Raw genomic sequence first — 19,430 nt, forward strand, 5'->3', positions numbered from 1 at the left:
GGATCGGCGCGCAGCCTCTGATGCCATGCCGATGCAACGCTGCCGCGCAGTTCGCCTGCGGTCCCGAGATCACAGTTTCGTTACCACGGCGCACAACTTCTGAAGCTACCGGCGGCTCTGAAACCGCGGTCTGCACATATTATAACCTCACTCGCGCATAGGGACAATTGCGGTCGTTTCGACCGTTGCGTCAAGGCGTCCAGTGCCTCGTAACCTTCGGCAATGGCCCGGTTTCGCGTTGCAATTTGACGCCGGATTGAACACAAGCCGTTAACCCTTCGTCATCCGGAGACGCGCATGTTTTCTGAAAGCAGCCTTCTGCCGATCATTGCGATCTTGCCTTTTCTCGGGGCGCTTGTGCCCGGCGTCATGATCCGCGCCGGTCGGACGGCCTGCGCCAGTTTCGCGGCTGTTCCCACGATCCTCGCCCTTGTTTTGCTTGGCAGCCTCGCGCCGGGCGTGATGGACGGCACGGTCTACACCGCCGAGCTGACATGGATGCCGCAGCTGGGGCTGGAGGCGGCCTTCTTCCTCGATGGCCTCGGACTGCTGTTCGCGGGCATGATCCTTGGCGTTGGCCTGCTGATCACGCTGTATGCGCGGTTTTACCTCTCTGGCGAAGATCCGATGGGCCAGTTCTACACCTATCTCCTGCTGTTCCAGGGCGCGATGCTCGGCATTGTCCTGTCGGACAACATACTGCTTTTGCTGGTATTCTGGGAACTGACCTCGCTGTCGTCCTTCCTGCTCATCGGCTATTGGAAGCACCTCCCCGAAGGCCGTCAGGGCGCGCGCATGGCCCTGACCGTGACCGGCGCGGGCGGCCTTGCGATGATCGGCGGGATGCTGATCCTCGGCAATATCGTTGGAAGCTATAACCTGACCGACATCCTCGCCGCTGGCGAACAGATCAAAGCATCGGACTGGTACACACCCGCCGTGCTGCTGATCCTGCTGGGCGCGTTTACCAAATCGGCGCAATTCCCCTTCCACTTCTGGCTGCCGCACGCCATGGCCGCGCCGACACCCGTATCGGCATACCTGCACTCCGCCACCATGGTGAAGGCTGGCGTCTTCCTCATGGCGCGCATGTGGCCCGCGCTGGCGGGCACCGACCTGTGGTTCTACACCGTCGCCACCGTCGGCCTGATCACCATGGTTCTGGGCGCGGTGATTGCGCTGTTCAAGGACGACCTGAAGGCGCTTCTGGCGTTCTCCACCGTGTCGCATCTGGGTTTGCTGACCATGCTCTTGGGCTTTGGCACCGCTGAGGCCGCCATCGCCGCTGTCTTCCACATCATCAACCACCTGACGTTCAAGGCCGCGCTGTTCATGACCGCCGGGATCATCGACCACGAGACCCACACCCGCGACATCAAACGGCTGGGCGGTCTGGCAAAGCTGATGCCCATTACCGCCACCATCGGCACCATTGCCGCGCTGTCCATGGCGGGGATTCCGTTGTTCAACGGCTTCCTGTCCAAGGAAGCGATGCTGTATGAGGCCGCGCACACCACGTGGTATGAAAATCCGTGGATCGTCGGCGCGCTCTCGACGCTGGGCGCGTTGTTCTCCGTCGCTTATTCGCTACGCTTCATCTTTCATACCTTCGGCGGCAAGGTGCGCGACGACTATCCTTCGCATCCGCATGATCCGCCCCTTGGTTTGTGGGCCTCGCCCGCGATTCTCTGCGTGCTGGTCGTTGCCATTGGTGTCGCGCCCTTCCTGGCGGACGACGTGGTGCGCATGGCCGCGCAGGCCGTCACCGGAGAGGATCTTGAGGTGCATTTCGCCATCTGGCACGGGGTGAACACCGCGCTGCTGATGTCCATCGCCGCCATCGTCGGCGGGGCGATCCTGCTGGCGCTGCACCGCCCGTTGGACCGCGCGTGGCTCGCCACCCCGCGCCCCGAGGCCAAGGTCATCTTCGACAGCGTGCTGGGCGGCATCGTTTCAGTCATGCGGTCGCTGACAACCGGCCTGCACAATGGGGCCATCACACGCTATCTGGCGGTCTTTGTCGCCGTGACCACGGCGGTGGGCGTCTCTGCCTACTTCAGTGGTGACGCCGGGCCGCAAACACGCGAGCTGCTGCCGGTGCCACCTGTTGTCTTCATCGGGTGGGTTCTGCTCATGGCGGCCGTGGTCATGGTCGTCATGTTCCACCGCACGCGCTTTCGCGCATTGGTGGTTATCGGCATCATCGGCCTGATGATCTCCGGCGGGTTCATCTACCTGTCCGCGCCTGACCTTGCGCTGACGCAGATCTCGGTCGAGACGGTCACGATCCTGTTGCTGCTGCTTGCGCTGCATTTCCTGCCCAAGGAAACCCACGCCGAAAGCAGCCCGCTGCGGCGCGGCAGCGATGCCACAATCGCCATCGTGGCGGGGCTTGCGGTCGCCGGTCTGGCCTTTGCCTTCATGACGCGCGACTTCAGCACGATCTCCGACTTCCACCTCGCAAATGCGAAATCCGGTGGCGGCGGCACGAACGTGGTGAACGTGATCCTCGTCGACTTCCGCGGCTACGACACCTACGGCGAGATCATCGTCCTGGGCATTGCCGGTCTTGCGATCTTCGCCTTGATGGAGACGTTGTTGAACGGTCCCGCCGGGCGCCGCCTGCGCAATGCCGACCTCAGCGCGGACCGATCCATGGACCGTCACCCGCTGATGATGGTCGTTGCCACGCGGCTGATGCTGCCGATTGCAATGATGGTGGGCATCTACATCTTCCTGCGCGGCCACAATGAACCGGGCGGTGGCTTTGTCGCCGGTCTGGTCTTTTCCATCGCGCTTTTGATGCAGTACATGGCCAGTGGTTTCGCCTGGACCACGCGGCGGCAAAAGATTGAATACCACGGCATGATCGGCGCTGGCGTGCTGATCGCGGGTCTGACCGGCATCGGGTCCTGGATGGCGTCGCGGCCCTTCATGACCACAAGCTATGGCTATTTCCACTTCCCGCCGATCGAGGAGTTCGAACTGGCCACCGCCATGCTGTTCGACCTTGGCGTGTTCCTGTGCGTGCTTGGGTCTGTGATGCTGATGCTCTACGGGCTCTCGCGTCTGGCACGTCATGCGGGTGAAACCGTGAATGAAGAACCCATGGAATATGATCCAAGCCGCAGCCCCGACGCCGCGGTTGTGACTGAGGAGGTGCGCTGATGGAGCTTCTGGTTGCAGGTGCAATTGGCGCGCTGACCGCGGGCGGGATCTATCTGATCCTGCGCCTGCGGGCCTTTGCTGTGATCCTCGGGCTGGCATTGTTGTCCTATGCGGTGAACATCTTTCTCTTTGCCACCGGGCGGCTTGCGGTGAACAAACCGCCGATCCTCACCGGCTACAAGGTGACGGATTTCTCCGCCTACACCGATCCGCTGCCGCAGGCTCTGGTGCTGACGGCGATCGTCATCAGCTTTGGCATGACTGCCGTCCTGGTCATGTTTGCGCTCGGCGCTTACTTGGAATCGGGCGACGACAAGATCGACATGCCCGCTCCCGATGATCTGCACGAAGACGACGGCGCGGACGTGGGTGAACAGACCCTCGTGATCGAGATCGAACCCAAGGAGCGCGGGCAATGAACCATTGGATTATCGCGCCGGTCGTTCTGCCTGCGCTGATCGCGCCGATCATCGCCTTTATCATGCGGCACGACGTTGTGCTGGCGCGCGTCGCCTCCGTGGCGTCTACAATCGCATTGTTTGCCATTTCGGTCGCGCTGACGATCATGGCGGCCAGCGGCGAAACGCAGGTCTATTTCCTTGGCAACTGGGCCGCGCCCTTTGGCATCGTGCTGGTGCTGGATCGCTTGTCGGCCATGATGCTGCTGCTGACTTCGATCCTTGCATTGATCGTGGTGACGCATTCGATTGCCACGGGCTGGGATGCAAAGGGCCGCCACTTCCACGCGCTTTTCCAGTTCCAGTTGATGGGCATCTGCGGGGCCTTTCTGACCGGCGACGCGTTCAACCTGTTCGTGTTCTTCGAAGTGCTGCTGATCGCCTCCTACGGCCTCATGATCCACTCAGGGGGCAAGCAACGGCTTCAGGCGGGCCTGCAATACGTGGTGATGAACCTGGCCGGGTCGACGCTGTTCCTGTTTGCACTCGGGTCGCTTTATGCCGCGACCGGCACGCTGAACATCGCTGACATTGCGCAAGTCGTCCAAAGCGGCGAGGGCGACGAGGCCATCATCCGCGTGGCCGCCATCCTTTTGCTTGTGGTGTTCGGGATCAAGGCGGCACTTGTGCCGATGCATTTCTGGCTGCCCGCCACCTACTCCAACGCCCCTGCCCCGATCGCCGCGCTGTTCGCCATCATGACCAAGGTCGGCGCCTATGCGATCATCCGCATCCACACCATCGCCTTTGCCCCCGGCAACCCGGAAACCGGCAATCTGATCGGTGACTGGCTGTTCCCCGCGTCGCTGCTGACCATCGCGGTCGGCGCCATCGGCGTGCTGGGCGCGCGCCGCCTGATGCCGCTGCTGTCCTATTCGGTGATCGGCTCCATGGGCACACTGCTGTTGGCAGTGTCGGTGTTTGAACAATATGCCATGACCACGGCGCTGTATTACCTGTTGCACTCCACGCTGTCGGCGGCGGCGCTCTATCTGGTGGCCGATCTGGTGATCTCACGCCGGGGCACCGATGCGCTGACGGTCCGCACGGCCACCGCGCAAAACGGCCTGTTCGCCGCGCTGTTCTTTGCCGCCGCAATCGCCATGACCGGGATGCCGCCGCTGTCGGGCTTCCTTGGCAAGCTGTTCGTGATGGACGCCCTCAGCGGGCCCGGCGTGATCGGCTGGGCGTGGTCGGCAATCCTGATCGGCTCGCTCATGACCATCGTCGGTTTTGTGCGTGCGGGCAGCCAGATCTTCTGGAAGTCCACCTCCATCGCGCCGGACGAGGACACAGCCGCCACCGACATGCCCCGCGTCTCGGCGCTTCAGGCCGCGCCGGCGATGGTGGCCGTGGCCTTGCTGATGGCGCTTGCCGCCTTTGCCGGGCCCGTGACAAACTATCTTGAAGCAACCTCGGCGCAGCTGTTCGACAGCAGCGATTACATCAATCAGGTGCTCGCCCGCGCCACGGAGGAGGCGAAGTGATGCTGAAAAAACTGATCCCTCACCCGCTGCTGTCGCTCACCCTGACAGTTGTCTGGTTGATGCTGGTGAACAAGTTTTCGCTGGGCAACCTGTTGCTTGGCGGGGTCATTGGCCTGTTGGTCCCTGTGCTCACCGCCCCCTACTGGCCGGGTCGTCCAAGTGTACGCGGCCCGTTCAAGATGATCGAATACGTGCTGGTCGTGATCTGGGACATCATCGTCGCCAATGTCGAGGTCGCGCTGCTGATCCTGTTCAAACCCAACCGCGATCTGAAATCCGCATGGGTCACGGTGCCGCTGGACCTGCGCTCGCCAGAGGCGATCACCGTTCTGGCCGGAACGATCACCATGACGCCCGGCACCGTGTCTGCCATGCTGTCCTCCTGCGGCACTTCGATCCTTGTGCACTGCCTGCACACCGATGACCCGGAGGCGGTGCGCGACGAGATCAAGAACCGCTACGAACGGCGCCTGAAGGAGATTTTCCAATGATCACCTACGCCCTGATGTTTGCCTTTGGGTGCTTTGGGTTGGGTCTTCTGGCCAACCTCTGGCGCATCATCCGCGGCCCCGGCCGTGCCGACCGCGTCCTCGCGCTGGACACGATGGTCATCAACAGCATCGCGCTGATCATCCTGTACGGCATCTGGCAGGGCACGGCAGTCTATTACGAGGCGTCCATGCTGGTCGCCATGGTCGGTTTTGTCTCCACCGTCGCCTACTGCCGCTTCGTGCTGCGCGGCGACATCATCGAATGAGGGTCCAGCCATGATTGTCGATGTCATCATCTCGATCTGTCTCGTCGTCGGCGGGATCTTCGGCATTGTCGGGTCGTATGGCCTGATCAAGCTTCAGGACACCATGCAGCGCCTGCACGCCCCGACCAAGGCCACGACGCTCGGCGTCGGCGGTGTGTTGGTCGCGTCGATGTTGTATTTTCTGTTCAAGGAAGACACCTACACCTTTCATGAGCTGCTGATCTCCGCCTTCTTGTTCCTGACCGCTCCGATCACTGCGCATTTCATGGCGAAAACCCACATCCGCATGCGTGAGCTGCGCAGCACCCTGCCAGAAACCCAGCGCAAGCATGGATGGTCGCTCTATGACACGCCGCCGGAAATGCTGACGGACACCCCGGCAGACGAGGTCGAAAGCCTCGAAAGCCGCTGATCGCGAAGATCTCTCGCCGCTAATTGGTAAAGTTGACGCCAGATCGATAGCGCGCCGTGCTGTTCAGCTTGCGCGGAGCACCGACCAAACGGCGCGCGTGAAAACGAGACGCGCGCCGAGTATCCGGGACCTCAGTTCGCCCACGCACCCTTGCGGAATACGGGCACCGTTGTGCCATCCTTGCGCACGCCGTCAATGTCCGTGTCCGGGCCGCCGATCATCCAGTCGACGTGGATCATGGAGGTGTTCCCGCCTTTTGCCGCGATCTCGTCCGCGCTCAGCGATGCCCCGTCGAGGAAACATTTGGAATAGCACTGGCCCATCGCGATGTGACAGGCGGCGTTTTCATCGAACAGCGTATTGTAGAACAACAGCCCGGTGTCCGAAATCGGCGAGCGGTGCGGCACCAGCGCGACCTCTCCCAGACGGCGCGCCCCCTCGTCGCTGTCGACCATGCTGTGCAACACGGTCTCACCAGAGCTGGAGCGCGCATCGACCGCGCGGCCATTCTCGAACCGCATCTCGATTTCTTCGATCAGCGCGCCGTTGTAGGACAGCGGTTTGGTCGCACGGACCGTGCCATTCACCCGGTGGGCGTGCGGTGTGGTAAACACCTCCTCTGTGGGGATGTTCGGATTGCAGGTAACGCCGTTTTGCGCGCTTGAAGCCCCGCCGTGCCATTCGTGATCGTCGGCCAGACCTACCATCAGATCGGTGCCCGGACCCGTGAAATGCAGCGCGTCAAAGCGTTCGTCATTCAACCACGCAGACCGTGTGCGCAGCGCGGCATTATGTTCGGCCCAAGCGGCGACCGGATCATCGTTTTTGACCCGCGACGCGGCAAAGATCGCATCTGCCAGCCTGGCAACCGCCTCATCCTCGGGCAGATCAGGGAAGACCTGGCGCGCCCAGCCGACGGTCGGATAGGCCGCGATGGTCCAGTTGATCGCAAAGTTGGAGATCTTCTCCAACGCGGGTTTGTAGGCCATGGAATTGGCCTTGTTGGCGCGGGACACCTTTTCCGGATCTTCCTTGGCCAGCGCCATCGGGTCGGCTCCGGCAATCGCCATGCGGGCCGCGCCGTTTTCAAAGGCCTGCGCCATGCCCGCGTACAACCAATCGGGGGCACGGTCAAAGCTGCCCTCCTGCGCATTCTGGAACCGTGCCCGCGCGATTTCATCATCCGACAACAGGGGCGTCACCACCCCGGCCCCGGCGCGATACGCGCTGGCCGCGATCTGACGAACAAGCGGCAGCGCCTCCACCGGCGCAGTCAGGACAAGATCCTGCCCCGGCTGCAGATTAAGCCCCACATGCACGGCCACGTCTGCGAGACGGCCCAGAAGAACGGGATCGGGGGAATGGGTGGTCATAAAGTTTCCTTTCAAAGTGCCAAGGCGCTTGGCTGTCAAACTGCCCGCCGTCGCGATGAATTCAAGGGGCATCCATCAGATAGCCTCCAGAATTACCAGCATCTTGGTGCCTATTGAGGCCGCGCAAAAGCAGAGGTGGCTTTTCGCTCAAGCATCCGCAAACAAATATATTTTGGTCTAGCACGCAGAATCCGAAACATACGACCGAGGACTATTGAAGCGTGGCCTTCGTAATCGCCCAAGGCGAAACAGATGGCCATCCAACCGCTGCCCCCACGTGATGCATCATACCTCACAAAAGGCGCGATGACGTTTGTTCCGACCACCGCACCGAGGATCGACAAGCGGTCCCTCAACAGCGTCAACGACAACAGCGCCAAATCGTAAAACCTGTCCATAGATAGCTCTGGATCGGGCCCGCAGAACGGCTGCTCGCCAAAGGCACACTCCAGCACAACCGGCGTGAAGGGACAGGACGACCTACTCAGTGACAGCTTGACGCCACACGCACTCAGTCTCTGTTTTTGGGCAGCGAGAGCACGAAGCAAACTTCCCAAAATGCACTTCCGGATTTTCTCAATCCATCATTGAGACATCGGCACGTCCGCCGGCCGATGCACACTAGCACCTCACATTGACCGGCCCTATGCCGGGAAAAAGCCTTCTGGCGTTTTCATCCCATCGAGCCCGCGCATGTTTGCGATCCATTTGGCCATGACATCGGTCGGTTCAACGCCGGCTTCCGCGATCCATTGCGTATAACCCCAGATGGCGCAGTCCCCGACCCCGGGCGCCTCACCGTGAAAGAAGGGACCATCGCCGAGTAGCCTGCCGAAATTCACGCAATCCACCGTATAACGCGCTTCGAGCCAGCCAATAACCTCGGGAGGCAAGCCAGCACTGCCTTCACGATGCGCCTCCTTTAGCTGCGGCAGGCACATGCCGATACGGTTGGCCTCCCACATGAGCAGCTCTCGCCCGCGTCGGCGGCCTTCAACACTATCCCCATCAAGGACCGAGAACGTCTGTGCGAGCTCCATCAGGATCGCCCCCGACTGAAAAATGGCCGCTTCGTCCATCAGCAGCGCCGGCACTTCTGCCAGAGGACTGACCTTCAGAAACGCCGCTGGCCGGGATTCCGGTGCCGCCCAAATATCAATGCGCGTGACCGTATGGTCCAGACCTGCCAGTGAAAGTGCCAAGGCCACTTTGCAGGCGTGACCTGAATCCGGGTGTCCATAAAGATGAAGTGTCATGAAATATCCTATCAGGTCTTGCTATAGTTTGCCCTGCACCGCGGGCACGTCAATCCAAGATCAAGCGGTGGAAGGCGTGGAACACGAAAAATGAGAGTTGCCGGCCGGTGCCGCGACCGGCCTAGCCCCTGATTTCACCGACCCGGCAAAACGCTGTCCGTCAACAGGTATCGCACCAAATTGGCCTACTTCGCAGCACGCCAGGACACAGAGGCCACCTGCGCATCGAGGCGCGCCTTGGCGTCGCGGAACTCTGCCTCCAGCTTGGCCACGCGGGCCTCGACGGTGGTGATGTCCTGAACGGCGCCAATGCCCTGCCCCGCACCCCATATCTCGGACCACTTCTTTGGGCGGGTGTGCTCGCGGTTTTCAGCAAAATTCATCTTTGACGGATCAGAAGCGTCAAGTTTGTCCGGGTCCAGACCCGCCGCAGTGATCGAAGGTCGCAGATAGTTGCCATGCACCCCGGTGAAGGCGTTGGAATAAAGGATATCCTCGGCTGTGCTTTCGGTCACCATCTGCTTGTACCCGGGGACGGCGTTGGCTTCTTCGGTGGCAATAAAGGCAGATCCGGCGTAGCCGCCATCCGCGCCCATCGCCAGCGCCGCCAACAGCGAGTCGCCCTCGGAAATTGCCCCGGACAGCAGCAACGGCCCGGCAAACCAATCGCGGATCTCGCGCACCAGTGCCAGCGGCGACTGCGCCCCAGCGTGTCCTCCCGCCCCAGCCGCAACGGCAATCAGACCATCTGCGCCCTTCTCGATAGCCTTCCTGGCGAATGTGTTGTGGATCACGTCATGAAAGACCACGCCCCCCACGGAATGCGCCGCCTCGTTGACCTCTGGTCGCGCCCCCAGCGAGGTGATCCAGATCGGCACACGGTGTTTTACACATACCTCCAGATGCTGTTCCAATTGCTCGTTGGATTTGTGGACGATGTGGTTCACCGCATAAGGCGCGGCTGGCGTGTCCGGGTGTGCCTGATTGTGCCGGTCGAGCTCCTCCGTGATCCGCGTCAGCCAACCATCCAGCGACTGGCCGTCCTTCTCCCGTGCATTCAGCGCCGGGAATGATCCGACAATGCCCGCCTTGCACTGGGCGATCACCAGCTCGGGATGCGAGACGATGAACATCGGGCTGCCCACAAGAGGCAGCCGCATGTTCTGCATGATATCAGGAAGAGCCATAATGCGTCCTTTCAGAAAGGGGATGTGACTTGCGCCAAAGGGCACGGCACCGCGTGGTGCGCACTTTGGCAAAGCGTGCTGTTCGGGATGCCCGCTGGCATTGGCCGGTTGAGCGGGCCTGCGGGCTCAATCATCGCGGTCCCCAAGAGCCGCCTTCAGGTTCCGGCGCATTTGGTCCAGCACCGTCATGGCCGCCTCCAGCTGATCCGCGTCGATTCCCGCGTTGGCCATGGCATCGACTTCCCGCCGGGCAGAGGTGATCGTATCAAACAGCGCCCGCGCACTGTCGGTTGCATAGATCCGGTTGGTCCGGCGATCATCAGGATCGGCACGCCGCTGCACAAAGCCACGCGCCTCCAGCCGGTCGATCAGCTTCGAGGTGGTCACGGTGGCAATGTTCAACCGGTCCGCCAGATCGGCCTGGCGCAGACCCTCCTCCCGCATCAGGAGAGACAGCGCCCAGCCTTGCGCCATGGTCAGATTATGCGGCCGCAGCAGCGCATCAAACAGGATACCGCGAAACCGCGCAATTTCCTGAAAGATCGGACCGCCCTTGACCGGGGGAGTGACGTGCATCGCGGTCATCGGCCCTCCTCAGGTTGGGACGCCCCTGTCCGCCTTGGCGGTAAATTTATTTAGCTTGCTCATCATATGCAAGATAATTACAAATTTTGAGACGTAGGCTGCCCCGACAGGCGGCCCAATGAGGAGTTCAATGTGGCCGAGACCATGCTGGCGTTGGAAATGCAGGCGCAGGCGATCCTGCTGCCCAGCCGTTACAACGCCGAAGCGGTCACGCGTTTTGCCGAAAAGCGCCCGTTGAAATTCAACGTCACATGAGACCCATGTGGTCCAGCGGCTTTCTGCTGCTTGCCTGCTTCGGCGCCATTGGCGAGATTTTCACCACTGCCACAGCCTTGCGTGTCGCCGAGGCCGTCGGGCTGGTCGGCTTCATGATGCTGGAGCTGCGGGGCATGTCGAAGGTGGCCTTGATCCTGGCCGCCTTGTGCGTCGCGCTGCCCCTGTGGGAGATCAGCCAAGGCACGTTGGACCCCGCATTGGTGGGACGCGCAGTGGACAGGGCGGCGTTCTTTGCCTTCTTTCTAACCTCGCTCAGCTTCTTGCAATTTGCCGCGGCCCGATCGGCACTGATCCTGCAGTCCGGCGCGATCCTTGTGCAGCAACCCCCCGGACGGCGCTACGTGGTGCTGACCTTTGGCGCGGCGGTCTTTGGCATCCTGTTGAACTTCTCGACGCTGGGATTGCTGGGCACGATGATCGCCAAGGGCGTCGACCCCGGCGACACCGACGAATCCCGGCGCATCGGCGCGATCCGCAAGCGACGGATGACGCTGGCAATGCTGCGCGGATTTTCGTCTTTGCCGATGTGGTCGCCGATCACCGTAACCATGGCGCTGATCACTGCGGCCATTCCATCGGTCAGCTACCCGCAAATCGCACTGTATTCAACACCGCTGGCGGTGGTGCTCTTGTTGCTGGGCTGGGGCATCGACCGGTTCAGCTATCCCCGGCGTCCGCTGCCGAAACTGCCCGAAGCGCCATCGCTTTGGGGACTGCTTCCCTTGATGGGCATCGTGGTGCTGGTGCCTTCGGTGGCCCTGGCCGTGTCGCAAGTGCTGGGGGTGAGCCTGATCCAGGCCCTGCTGATCTGCCTACCGCTGGTCTCGCTTGGCTGGTTGATGATCCAGAACTGGCCCGCGGGCGCAAGGCGCGCGACCCTGACCAGTTTGTCCGACACTTGGCACCACCTGTTGCCCGGCCTGCCCGCCATGCGGTCAGAAATCGGGCTGTTCGCCTGTTCCGCCTTCCTCGGGGTGCTGGTGCTGCCATTGATCGACACCGACGCGCTGGGTCAGGCCATTGACGCACTGGGCCTGTCGAGCGGCGCTGTGCTGGCCCTGTCGGCCTGTCTGGCGCTGGTGCTTTCAATGATCGGGGTCAGTCCGATCATCTCGGTGACCATCCTGGCGGGCACGCTGCCGCATTTGGCAGGACTGGAAATATCGCCCACGTCAGTGGCCGTGACCATGGTGGCCACTTGGTCGATCGTGGTGAATGTCACGCCGTTCTCCGCATCGGTACGTCTATCGGCACGTATGATAGACCAGGACCCGGCAGAGGTGGGACTTCGCTGGAACATGCTTTACGGATTGGTCAGCATCAGCGTGCTGTGCCTGTGCCTGCTCGTCTTTGCGTGATCCCGCTTTCCAAGTCGCGGACCCACGTCAACAACAAAGCTTCCCAACCCGACATCGCCAACCAAAAGCTGCTCCGGCTCAGAGAGTCTCTCGCAAAAACAGCAACATCTGCGACCTGAACGTCGCCCCGCGACGTCGCTTTTTGCGAGCGGATCGCCTTGATTATCTGGCCTTCGACAGTGTGTGCCGGACACAGCGGGGCTTGGCAACCTTCCCACCGCGCATCTCAGACAAACAACGACCGGGCAGCGATCCGCAACCCGGTCTGGTGTGTGTCATAGATCAGTCGCTAGACCCGCCCAAGGCAGATCCACCGCCTGATCCCTGATTTTGTGAGCGGCTCAGGCCAGCTTCTCCGCGATCATCGCGATCAGCTTTTTGTGGTCCGCGTCAAAGTTGCGTATGCCTTCGGCCAGCTTTTCGGTCGCCATGGCGTCGGCGTTCATCTCCCAGCGGAACGTTTGCTCGTCTACGCTTACACGTTCGACAGTACCTGCCTGATCCGGGGACAGCGCACGCGTCAGCTCGCCCTCTTCGTCCTTCAGCGCATCGAGAAGCTTGGGCGAGATCGTCAGGTTGTCACACCCTGCCAGGGCCTTCACCTGCTCGGTGGTGCGGAAGGACGCGCCCATCACCACGGTGTCGATGCCGTTGGCCTTGTAGTAGTCGTAGATCCGACGCACCGACAGGACACCCGGGTCCTCATCCGGGGTGTAGCTGTCCACACCATCGGCCTTTTTGTACCAATCCGTAATGCGCCCGACGAAGGGCGAGATCAGGAACGCGCCCGCATCCGCACAGGCCACAGCCTGCACCATCGAGAACAGCAGCGTCAGGTTACAGTCGATCCCGTCTTTCTGGAGGATCTCCGCTGCGCGGATCCCTTCCCATGTGGCGGCGAGCTTGATCAGGATACGGCTCTTGTCGACACCCCGCGCCGCATAGTCGGCCACGATTTCGCGCGCACGCGCAACGGAAGCGTCAGTGTCAAAGGACAAACGCGCGTCGACTTCGGTGGAGACGCGACCGGGCACAAGGTGCGTCAGCTCTGCCCCCAGCGCGACGGTCAACGTGGCAACCAGCGCCTCGGCGGACAGACCAGCGGATTGACCGGCCTCGATCTCGCGCTCGATCAGGTCTTTCGATGCGGGGTCAGACAGCGCCGCCAGAACCAAAGACGGGTTCGTGGTGCAATCCACCGGCTGCAGCCGTTTCACCAGAGCAACCTCGCCGGTGTCAGCCACCACGGTGGTCATGGTCCGCAGTTGTTCAAGAACAGATGTCATAGAGCCTCTCCTTCCGCCACGATCCTTTTGAACCACGGCGCAGCTTGATGTTAGCGTCGCAACTGAGTTACCAGCAGAGGACGCCGCCGTCGACCAGCAGAACGGCACCCAAGCTACAAGAAACCGCCTTGAAGCGCCAGAAAACCGAGGCGCGGGAGGTTTCTTACGCGTCAGGCAAGCCCGCGATTATCGTTTTGTGTTCGAATTCTTTCGTTTGTGTCGACAGCCAGTCGTTCAAAGCTTTAACCATCGGCTGTCCTTTCCCAAAATCGTTTCTGAACGAATCCCAAGCCCTGCCATTGCACCCAGATCACGTTCGAAGCCGCATGGACGAGCTGCAGGCGCCCGCGCTTGGCGCCCCTCCGGACACAAAGGATCAGCTGCGCAATATGGCGGCTGCATTCTCGCTGAACGCAGCTCGCCGGCGCCCGATCACACCGCCATTCGACGGCCAGGCACACCGCCGGGCCAGCCAACCCTGCCACGCATCATAGACCAAGATCGTTCAGCGCCTGCCGCATGACCTCTGCATCGACGTCGATACCTGTCCAGTATTTCAGACCGATCACCCCCTGTCCCACGAGCATCCCCAGCCCATCCGCCGTCTTGCAGCCGCGCGCCTCGGCCGCCTGCAAAAGCTTCGTCCGCGGGGGATTGGGAATGCCGTCGGCCACGACCATCCCGGGACGCAGGCTGTCGTGGTCGATGTCCGGCGTGCTGTCCACATCGGGATAAAGCCCGATCGAGGTCACATTCACCACGATCCCCGTCTCTGGCGGAATGCTGTAGGTGCTGTCCCACGGCTGATAGGTTGCCGTTGCGGGGGTCTTTTCGTTGATCAGCTGCGCCACGGCCTCTCCCCGGGTGGCGCTGCGGTTCACCACAGTGATCTGCGCCACACCGGCAAGGGCCAGTTCTACCGCAACAGCGCGGGCTGCCCCACCGGCCCCCAACAGTACGACTTTCATACCCTTGGGGTCACAGGTCCGGGACAACGCGCGGACAAACCCTTTACCGTCGGTGTTCTCCCCGATCAGTTTGCCGTCACGAGCCACGATGGTGTTCACCGCACCGATGATCTGCGCCGACTCTCCCAACCCATCGAGGTGCTCTACCACCGCGACCTTATGCGGGATCGAGCAGTTGAAGCCTCGCCAGCCCATCGCCCGCGCGCCAGCCACGGCAGCGGCGAGGTTGTCCGGCGTGACTTCGCAATTGATGTAGCGCCACGGCAGATCATGATGGCGGTAGGCGGCCTCGATCATGGCGACAGTGGGGTTTTCACCCGCAGGGCAGGCAAAGCACCCGGTGAGCGGTTGCAGAAAATCATGGGGCATGGAGGCTCCTTTCAAGCAGCGACTTGCGCCGCGAGGGTGCGAGAGAGATATGCGCCGACCCGCAGCCCTTGGGCGGCGACGGTCAACGCCGGGTTTACAGCGGCGGAGGACGGGAAACATCCCGCATCCACCACCGACAGGTTCGGATGATCATGCGCGCGACACATGGAATTCAGCGCCGACGTCGCCGGGTCATCACCCATCCGGACAGTGCCGCATTGATGTGAGGGCGCGTCGATGCCAAAACTGTGCCTGAGCACAAGCGGAAAACCGATCTGGCGCAACAGCTTACGTGCATGACTGACAAAACGGCCGTGGGCCTTGAGGTCCGCCGGATGCCACCTGACCTCCGGCGTGCCGTCGGGCAAAAGACGCACCCCGTTTTCAACCAACGGCGGGTCCTCGGACATCACCAGCCAGTCGACGCTGTGCCGCCCCAACCAATTGGCCAGCGGCTTTGGCATCATCAGATAGGTCGCGCGGATCATCGGCCCCTTGATGTTGCCGAGCATCTGGATATTGCCGCGCGCCATCGCATCGCCCGGAAGGCCGTGGTAAAAATCGTTCAGCGACAAGGTTTTGGGAAAGGCCGTATCGTTGACTTCGAAAGGCAACACTCCCATCAAGCCCGTCAGGTGATGGTTCATCAGGTAGCGACCGACCACGCCGGACCGGTTGGCAAGACCATCTGGACACGCCTCCGTGGCGGAGCGCAGCAAGATCAGCGCAGAATTCACGGCCCCCGCACTCAGCACGAAATGCGGCGCGTTAATGCGCTCCAGGCGTCCATTGCAATGGATCTCGGCGGCGATGATGCGCTGCCCCTGGGCGTCAGGGATCAGGCGTCTGACCTCCACCCCGGTTCGGATTTCCACGTTGGGCATCGTCTGAAGCTGGCGAATGATGCGCGTTTCCGCGTCTCCCTTCGCACCGAACCGACAGCCAAAGGCGTCACAGGTGCCACACAACCTACAGGACCCGCCAGGCCCGAAATCGACCGCTGCGGGCATGTGAAACGGGTGCAGACCGGCCGCTGTCAGGCGCTCCGCCATCCGCTTGATCACCGGCGCATGGGGCACGGGCGCATGGTCGTAACCGGCTTGGCGCGGCGGCTCTGTCGGGTCCACGCCTGCCTGACCGCGCACGCCAAACAGCGCTTCGGCCTCGGCATAATGCGGTTCAAGCTCCGCGTAGCTGACCGGCCAAGCGGGGGACGCCGCGTCCTCGTGCCGGGTTTCGGCAAAGTCGCTTTCGCGAAAGCGGAACATGGCGGTGCCGTAGAACTTCGTGTGCCCGCCGAGGAAATAATACTGCCCGGGCCTGTAGCGCCGCCCGGTATCATCCTGCCACTGCTCCTGCGTGCGATAACGATTTTGCACAAAGACAGCCTCCGCATCGTTCAGCTCTGGCTCATTGGGCAGCGCCTCTCCGCGTTCCAGCATCAGAACGCGCAAACCGGCGCGCGCCAATTTCAAGGCAACAGTGCCGCCGCCGACACCGCTTCCGATGACAACGACCTGTGGCGCAAGCTGATTTGACTGGGTCTGTGCGGTCATATTGTGCTCCTCCGCCCGCAACCTATCGCACCCATTCTCCGATACCATTCCCAAACACCGCGCATTCTTGTACGATCCCCGCACAATCACGAGGGACAGATGCAGCCTTGGTTCGAAGCAGTCACCCTGCCGGAGGGGCAAAGCTGTCTGGTCTATGACCGGCGCTTGCCGGAATTCGGGTTCAACTGGCACTACCATCCGGAATACGAGCTGACGCTGACTTTGGGCAGTCGCGGCACCCGTTTCGTCGGCAGCGACGTCGCCCCCTATGCCGAGGGCGATCTGGCGCTGGTCGGACCAAATCTGCCGCATGCCTGGCAGTCGCACGATCTGGCCGAGGGTGCGGCAGAGCATCGCGCCGTCATCTGCTGGTTTACCGATGAATGGGTGCGCGGCCTGCCGACGGTCCTGCCCGAATTGCATCTGATTGCCCCCCTGCTGACAGCGGCAAGCGGCGGCGTTCTGTTTGGACCCGACGATGCGGTGCGCGCTGATATCATGGCGCTGTGCGACCTGCCCCCGGCAGAGCGCGCGCTGCGTCTGACCGCAATCCTTGTGGCGTTGGCGCAGCATCCCGTCCAGCGGCCACTGACCAACACCGCCCGCACACCCGACGACATGCCCCGCGACCAGCGCCGGATGGAGGCGGTTCTCGGCCATCTGCACGCCACGCTCGATGCGCCGATCCGTCTCGGCCCCTTATGTGAGCTGGCGCATGTGACAGAAAGCCAGCTGCAACGTATTTTCAAACGCAGCACCGGCCTGTCGATCAGCGCCTATGTCACGCGGCTGCGCATCGGGCGCGCGGCGACGCTGCTGGTGCGCACTGACCTGCCGATGACGCAAATCGCCACGCGCTGCGGCTTTCACGACGCGGCTCATCTGGCTCGCAAATTTCGCGAAACCACGGGGCGCACGCCCTCCGCCCATCGGCGCGATTTCCGCGCCCGCAGCGCGCTCCCTCCGGAGGGAGTCTTTCCCATGCGGAAGTGACGCGCGCCCTGAAACCGCAAACAGCCGCCACACAGGACGGCTGTTCGCACGATGTCTGTGGTCAGATCACACGGCGGTAAAGCCACCGTCGATCGGCAAGGACACACCCGAAATCATCGACGCCGCATCCGACAGCAGGAACACGATCGGCGCCGCGATCTCGTCCTCGGTGGCCCAGCGGCCCAACGGCATGGTGTCGAGGAACGGCTTCTCGATCTCGGGCTTGCCCCAGTACCATGCGGACATGGGGGTCATGACCACGGTCGGATTCACGCCGTTGACGCGGATGCCGTACTCACCCAGCTCCAGCGCGGACACGCGGGTGATGTTGTCGAGCGCCGCCTTCGACGACCCGTAGGAGATGTGGCCGCGCAATCCCACCAGCGATGCCTGGCTGGAGACGTTGACGATCACGCCGCCCTTGCCCAGACGGATCATCGTCTGGCTGGCATATTTCGTGACCAGCAGCGCACCGCGGGCGTTGATGTTCATGACCTTGTCGAAAACCTCGATGTCGGTCTCCATCGGCGTGGCGATCTCGCCACCCCAGCCACCACAGTTCACGACACCATAGATGTCCAGACCGTCCATCGCAGCCTTCACCCTGTCCTCGGAGGTCAGGTCGAACGGCAGCGTGCGGCAACCGGTCTCCTTGGCCAATTCGGCCAGCGCCTCTTCGTTGCGGCCGTTGGCGATGACCTCCGCCCCCGCCGCGCAGAGCTGGCGCACGGTCGCGCCGCCAATGCCGCCGCTGGCGCCGGTGACGAGGATCGGGCCCTTGTCGAATGCGTACATTATAAACCTTTCAAGTCGTAGTGAGTGCCGCTGCTCTCAGGCGAGCCGCGTTTCGGTTTTGGGGTCAAAGGCCACCGCTTTCGCCATATCAAAGGTAAAGCGCGCGGGCTGTCCTGCCTTGGCCGGGTTGTGCGCCCGAAAACGGCCGATGGCGTCCTTGCCGCCAAGCGCAACGGTGACATAGGTGTCGCTGCCCGCCGGTTCGACAACATCGATCGGCAGTTCGGTTTCGGTCAACGCGTTGCTGTCACGGTCGGCGCCTTCAGGGTCTGTCATCGCCTCGGGACGGATGCCCAGCACGATATCGGTGCCTTCGGTCAGATCTTCGGCGCGGGGGAATGGCACGGTGATGGTGCTGCCGTCGCCAACCTTCAACACCGCACACATGGCGCCGCTCACCCGTTCCAGGCGCGCAGGCAGCAGGTTCATCGCCGGGCTGCCCATGAAGCCGGCCACAAACATATTGGCGGGGTTGTCATAGATCTCCTGCGGGGTGCCAAGCTGTTGCACGTTGCCGCCGAACATGACCGCGATGCGCGTCGACAGGGTCAGCGCTTCGATCTGGTCATGGGTGACGTAAACGATTGTGGTGCCCAGCTTTTGGTGCAGCTTCTTGATCTCTGTGCGCATGTCCACGCGCAGCTTGGCGTCGAGGTTGGAGAGCGGCTCGTCGAACAGGAACACGTCCGGGTCACGGGTCAAGGCACGGCCCATGGCAACACGCTGACGCTGGCCCCCTGACAACTGCCCCGGCTTGCGGTCCAGCAGGTTGGTGATTTGCAGCAGGTCTGCGACCTTGGCGATCTTTTCCTCGCGCTCGGCCTTGGGCACACCGTGCATTTCCATCCCGAACGAGATGTTCCCGCGCACCGTCATGTTGGGGTAAAGCGCGTAGCTCTGGAACACCATGGCGATGTTGCGCTCTGCCGGTTTGACGTCATTCACCCGGCGTCCGTTGATGCTGATGTCGCCGGAGGTCACATCCTCCAGCCCTGCGATCATGTTCAACAGGGTGGACTTGCCACAGCCCGACGGGCCGACCAGCACCAGGAATTCGCCCTCTTCAACGGAGATTTCCGTTTCGTTGAGGACTTTCACCGCCCCGTAGGACTTCGTGACGTTATCAATATCGAGAAAACCCATGGG

At 62.1% G+C, this 19,430-nt stretch carries 18 protein-coding genes; 9 read left to right on the top strand and 9 right to left on the bottom strand.

The features are described from left to right. Window positions 1-297: 297 nt before the first annotated feature. Genes J4E08_RS13455 through J4E08_RS13480 form a run of 6 tightly spaced genes read left to right on the top strand, consistent with a single transcriptional unit; the run spans window position 298 to window position 6,282 of the window. Entirely contained in the window at window positions 298-3,168 is a 2,871-nt protein-coding gene (locus J4E08_RS13455) for a monovalent cation/H+ antiporter subunit A (protein WP_349538934.1), read from the top strand. After that, window positions 3,168-3,587 (top strand): Na+/H+ antiporter subunit C, encoded by a 420-nt coding sequence (locus J4E08_RS13460; protein WP_183968403.1) that lies wholly within the window; start codon window positions 3,168-3,170, stop codon window positions 3,585-3,587. Before J4E08_RS13455 ends, J4E08_RS13460 begins: the two co-directional genes overlap by 1 nt. After that, window positions 3,584-5,113, top strand: a complete 1,530-nt coding sequence (locus J4E08_RS13465) for a monovalent cation/H+ antiporter subunit D (RefSeq protein WP_349538935.1) — start codon at window positions 3,584-3,586, stop codon at window positions 5,111-5,113. The genes J4E08_RS13460 and J4E08_RS13465 overlap by 4 nt, the downstream gene beginning before the upstream one ends. Beyond that, window positions 5,113-5,604, top strand: coding sequence for a Na+/H+ antiporter subunit E (locus tag J4E08_RS13470; protein ID WP_349538936.1), 492 nt, complete (start codon window positions 5,113-5,115; stop codon window positions 5,602-5,604). The genes J4E08_RS13465 and J4E08_RS13470 overlap by 1 nt, the downstream gene beginning before the upstream one ends. Then, a complete protein-coding gene (locus J4E08_RS13475; protein ID WP_349538937.1) occupies window positions 5,601-5,870 on the top strand; it encodes a K+/H+ antiporter subunit F in 270 nt (89 codons plus the stop codon). The genes J4E08_RS13470 and J4E08_RS13475 overlap by 4 nt, the downstream gene beginning before the upstream one ends. A gap of 10 nt (window positions 5,871-5,880) precedes the next feature. Further along, the gene (locus tag J4E08_RS13480) at window positions 5,881-6,282 is read left to right on the top strand and encodes a Na+/H+ antiporter subunit G (RefSeq protein WP_349538938.1); all 402 of its coding nucleotides are present in this window, start codon (window positions 5,881-5,883) and stop codon (window positions 6,280-6,282) included. Window positions 6,283-6,413: 131 nt separating this feature from the next. On the opposite strand, the gene J4E08_RS13485 is transcribed toward J4E08_RS13480, so the two are convergent. From J4E08_RS13485 to J4E08_RS13500, 4 genes are all read right to left on the bottom strand, one after another. Further along, complete coding sequence (locus J4E08_RS13485) at window positions 6,414-7,655, bottom strand: aminopeptidase (protein WP_349538939.1); 1,242 nt, start codon at window positions 7,653-7,655, stop codon at window positions 6,414-6,416. 644 nt (window positions 7,656-8,299) lie between these two features. After that, complete coding sequence (locus J4E08_RS13490; RefSeq protein WP_349538940.1) at window positions 8,300-8,911, bottom strand: glutathione S-transferase family protein; 612 nt, start codon at window positions 8,909-8,911, stop codon at window positions 8,300-8,302. Between the two features lie 185 nt (window positions 8,912-9,096). Beyond that, the gene (locus J4E08_RS13495) at window positions 9,097-10,098 is read right to left on the bottom strand and encodes an NAD(P)H-dependent flavin oxidoreductase (RefSeq protein ID WP_349538941.1); all 1,002 of its coding nucleotides are present in this window, start codon (window positions 10,096-10,098) and stop codon (window positions 9,097-9,099) included. A gap of 126 nt (window positions 10,099-10,224) precedes the next feature. After that, on the bottom strand, window positions 10,225-10,683 hold the full coding sequence (locus J4E08_RS13500; protein WP_349538942.1) for a MarR family winged helix-turn-helix transcriptional regulator: 459 nt from the start codon (window positions 10,681-10,683) through the stop codon (window positions 10,225-10,227). 132 nt (window positions 10,684-10,815) lie between these two features. Here J4E08_RS13500 and J4E08_RS13505 point away from each other — a divergent pair, with 132 nt between their 5' ends. Both J4E08_RS13505 and J4E08_RS13510 read left to right on the top strand, forming a co-directional pair. Beyond that, on the top strand, window positions 10,816-10,938 hold the full coding sequence (locus tag J4E08_RS13505; RefSeq protein ID WP_349538943.1) for a hypothetical protein: 123 nt from the start codon (window positions 10,816-10,818) through the stop codon (window positions 10,936-10,938). Continuing rightward, a complete protein-coding gene (locus J4E08_RS13510; RefSeq protein WP_349538944.1) occupies window positions 10,935-12,317 on the top strand; it encodes a hypothetical protein in 1,383 nt (460 codons plus the stop codon). Before J4E08_RS13505 ends, J4E08_RS13510 begins: the two co-directional genes overlap by 4 nt. A 341-nt stretch (window positions 12,318-12,658) precedes the next feature. Here the strand turns inward: J4E08_RS13510 and tal are convergent, their stop codons facing one another. The 3 genes from tal to J4E08_RS13525 all read right to left on the bottom strand — a co-directional run bounded on the left by tal (window position 12,659) and on the right by J4E08_RS13525 (window position 16,496). Then, window positions 12,659-13,603 (bottom strand): transaldolase, encoded by a 945-nt coding sequence (tal, locus tag J4E08_RS13515; protein WP_349538945.1) that lies wholly within the window; start codon window positions 13,601-13,603, stop codon window positions 12,659-12,661. A gap of 488 nt (window positions 13,604-14,091) precedes the next feature. Then, the gene (gene aroE, locus J4E08_RS13520) at window positions 14,092-14,940 is read right to left on the bottom strand and encodes a shikimate dehydrogenase (RefSeq protein WP_349538946.1); all 849 of its coding nucleotides are present in this window, start codon (window positions 14,938-14,940) and stop codon (window positions 14,092-14,094) included. Window positions 14,941-14,951: 11 nt separating this feature from the next. Then, window positions 14,952-16,496 carry a GMC oxidoreductase gene (locus J4E08_RS13525; protein WP_349538947.1) on the bottom strand — a complete coding sequence of 515 codons (1,545 nt, stop codon included), beginning with the start codon at window positions 16,494-16,496 and terminating at the stop codon, window positions 14,952-14,954. 99 nt (window positions 16,497-16,595) lie between these two features. On the opposite strand from J4E08_RS13525, the gene J4E08_RS13530 reads away from it, so the two are divergent. Next, a complete protein-coding gene (locus J4E08_RS13530; RefSeq protein WP_349538948.1) occupies window positions 16,596-17,489 on the top strand; it encodes a helix-turn-helix domain-containing protein in 894 nt (297 codons plus the stop codon). 66 nt (window positions 17,490-17,555) lie between these two features. On the opposite strand, the gene J4E08_RS13535 is transcribed toward J4E08_RS13530, so the two are convergent. Together J4E08_RS13535 and J4E08_RS13540 are read right to left on the bottom strand one after the other, a co-directional pair. Then, window positions 17,556-18,284: an SDR family oxidoreductase gene (locus tag J4E08_RS13535; protein WP_349538949.1), complete on the bottom strand. Its 729-nt coding sequence runs from the start codon at window positions 18,282-18,284 to the stop codon at window positions 17,556-17,558. Between the two features lie 36 nt (window positions 18,285-18,320). Beyond that, entirely contained in the window at window positions 18,321-19,427 is a 1,107-nt protein-coding gene (locus J4E08_RS13540) for an ABC transporter ATP-binding protein (RefSeq protein WP_349538950.1), read from the bottom strand. Between the last annotated feature and the right edge of the window lie 3 nt (window positions 19,428-19,430).

It is taken from the genome of Sagittula sp. NFXS13 (assembly GCF_040148795.1).
In the GTDB taxonomy this organism is placed as follows: Bacteria; Pseudomonadota; Alphaproteobacteria; order Rhodobacterales; family Rhodobacteraceae; genus Sagittula; species Sagittula marina.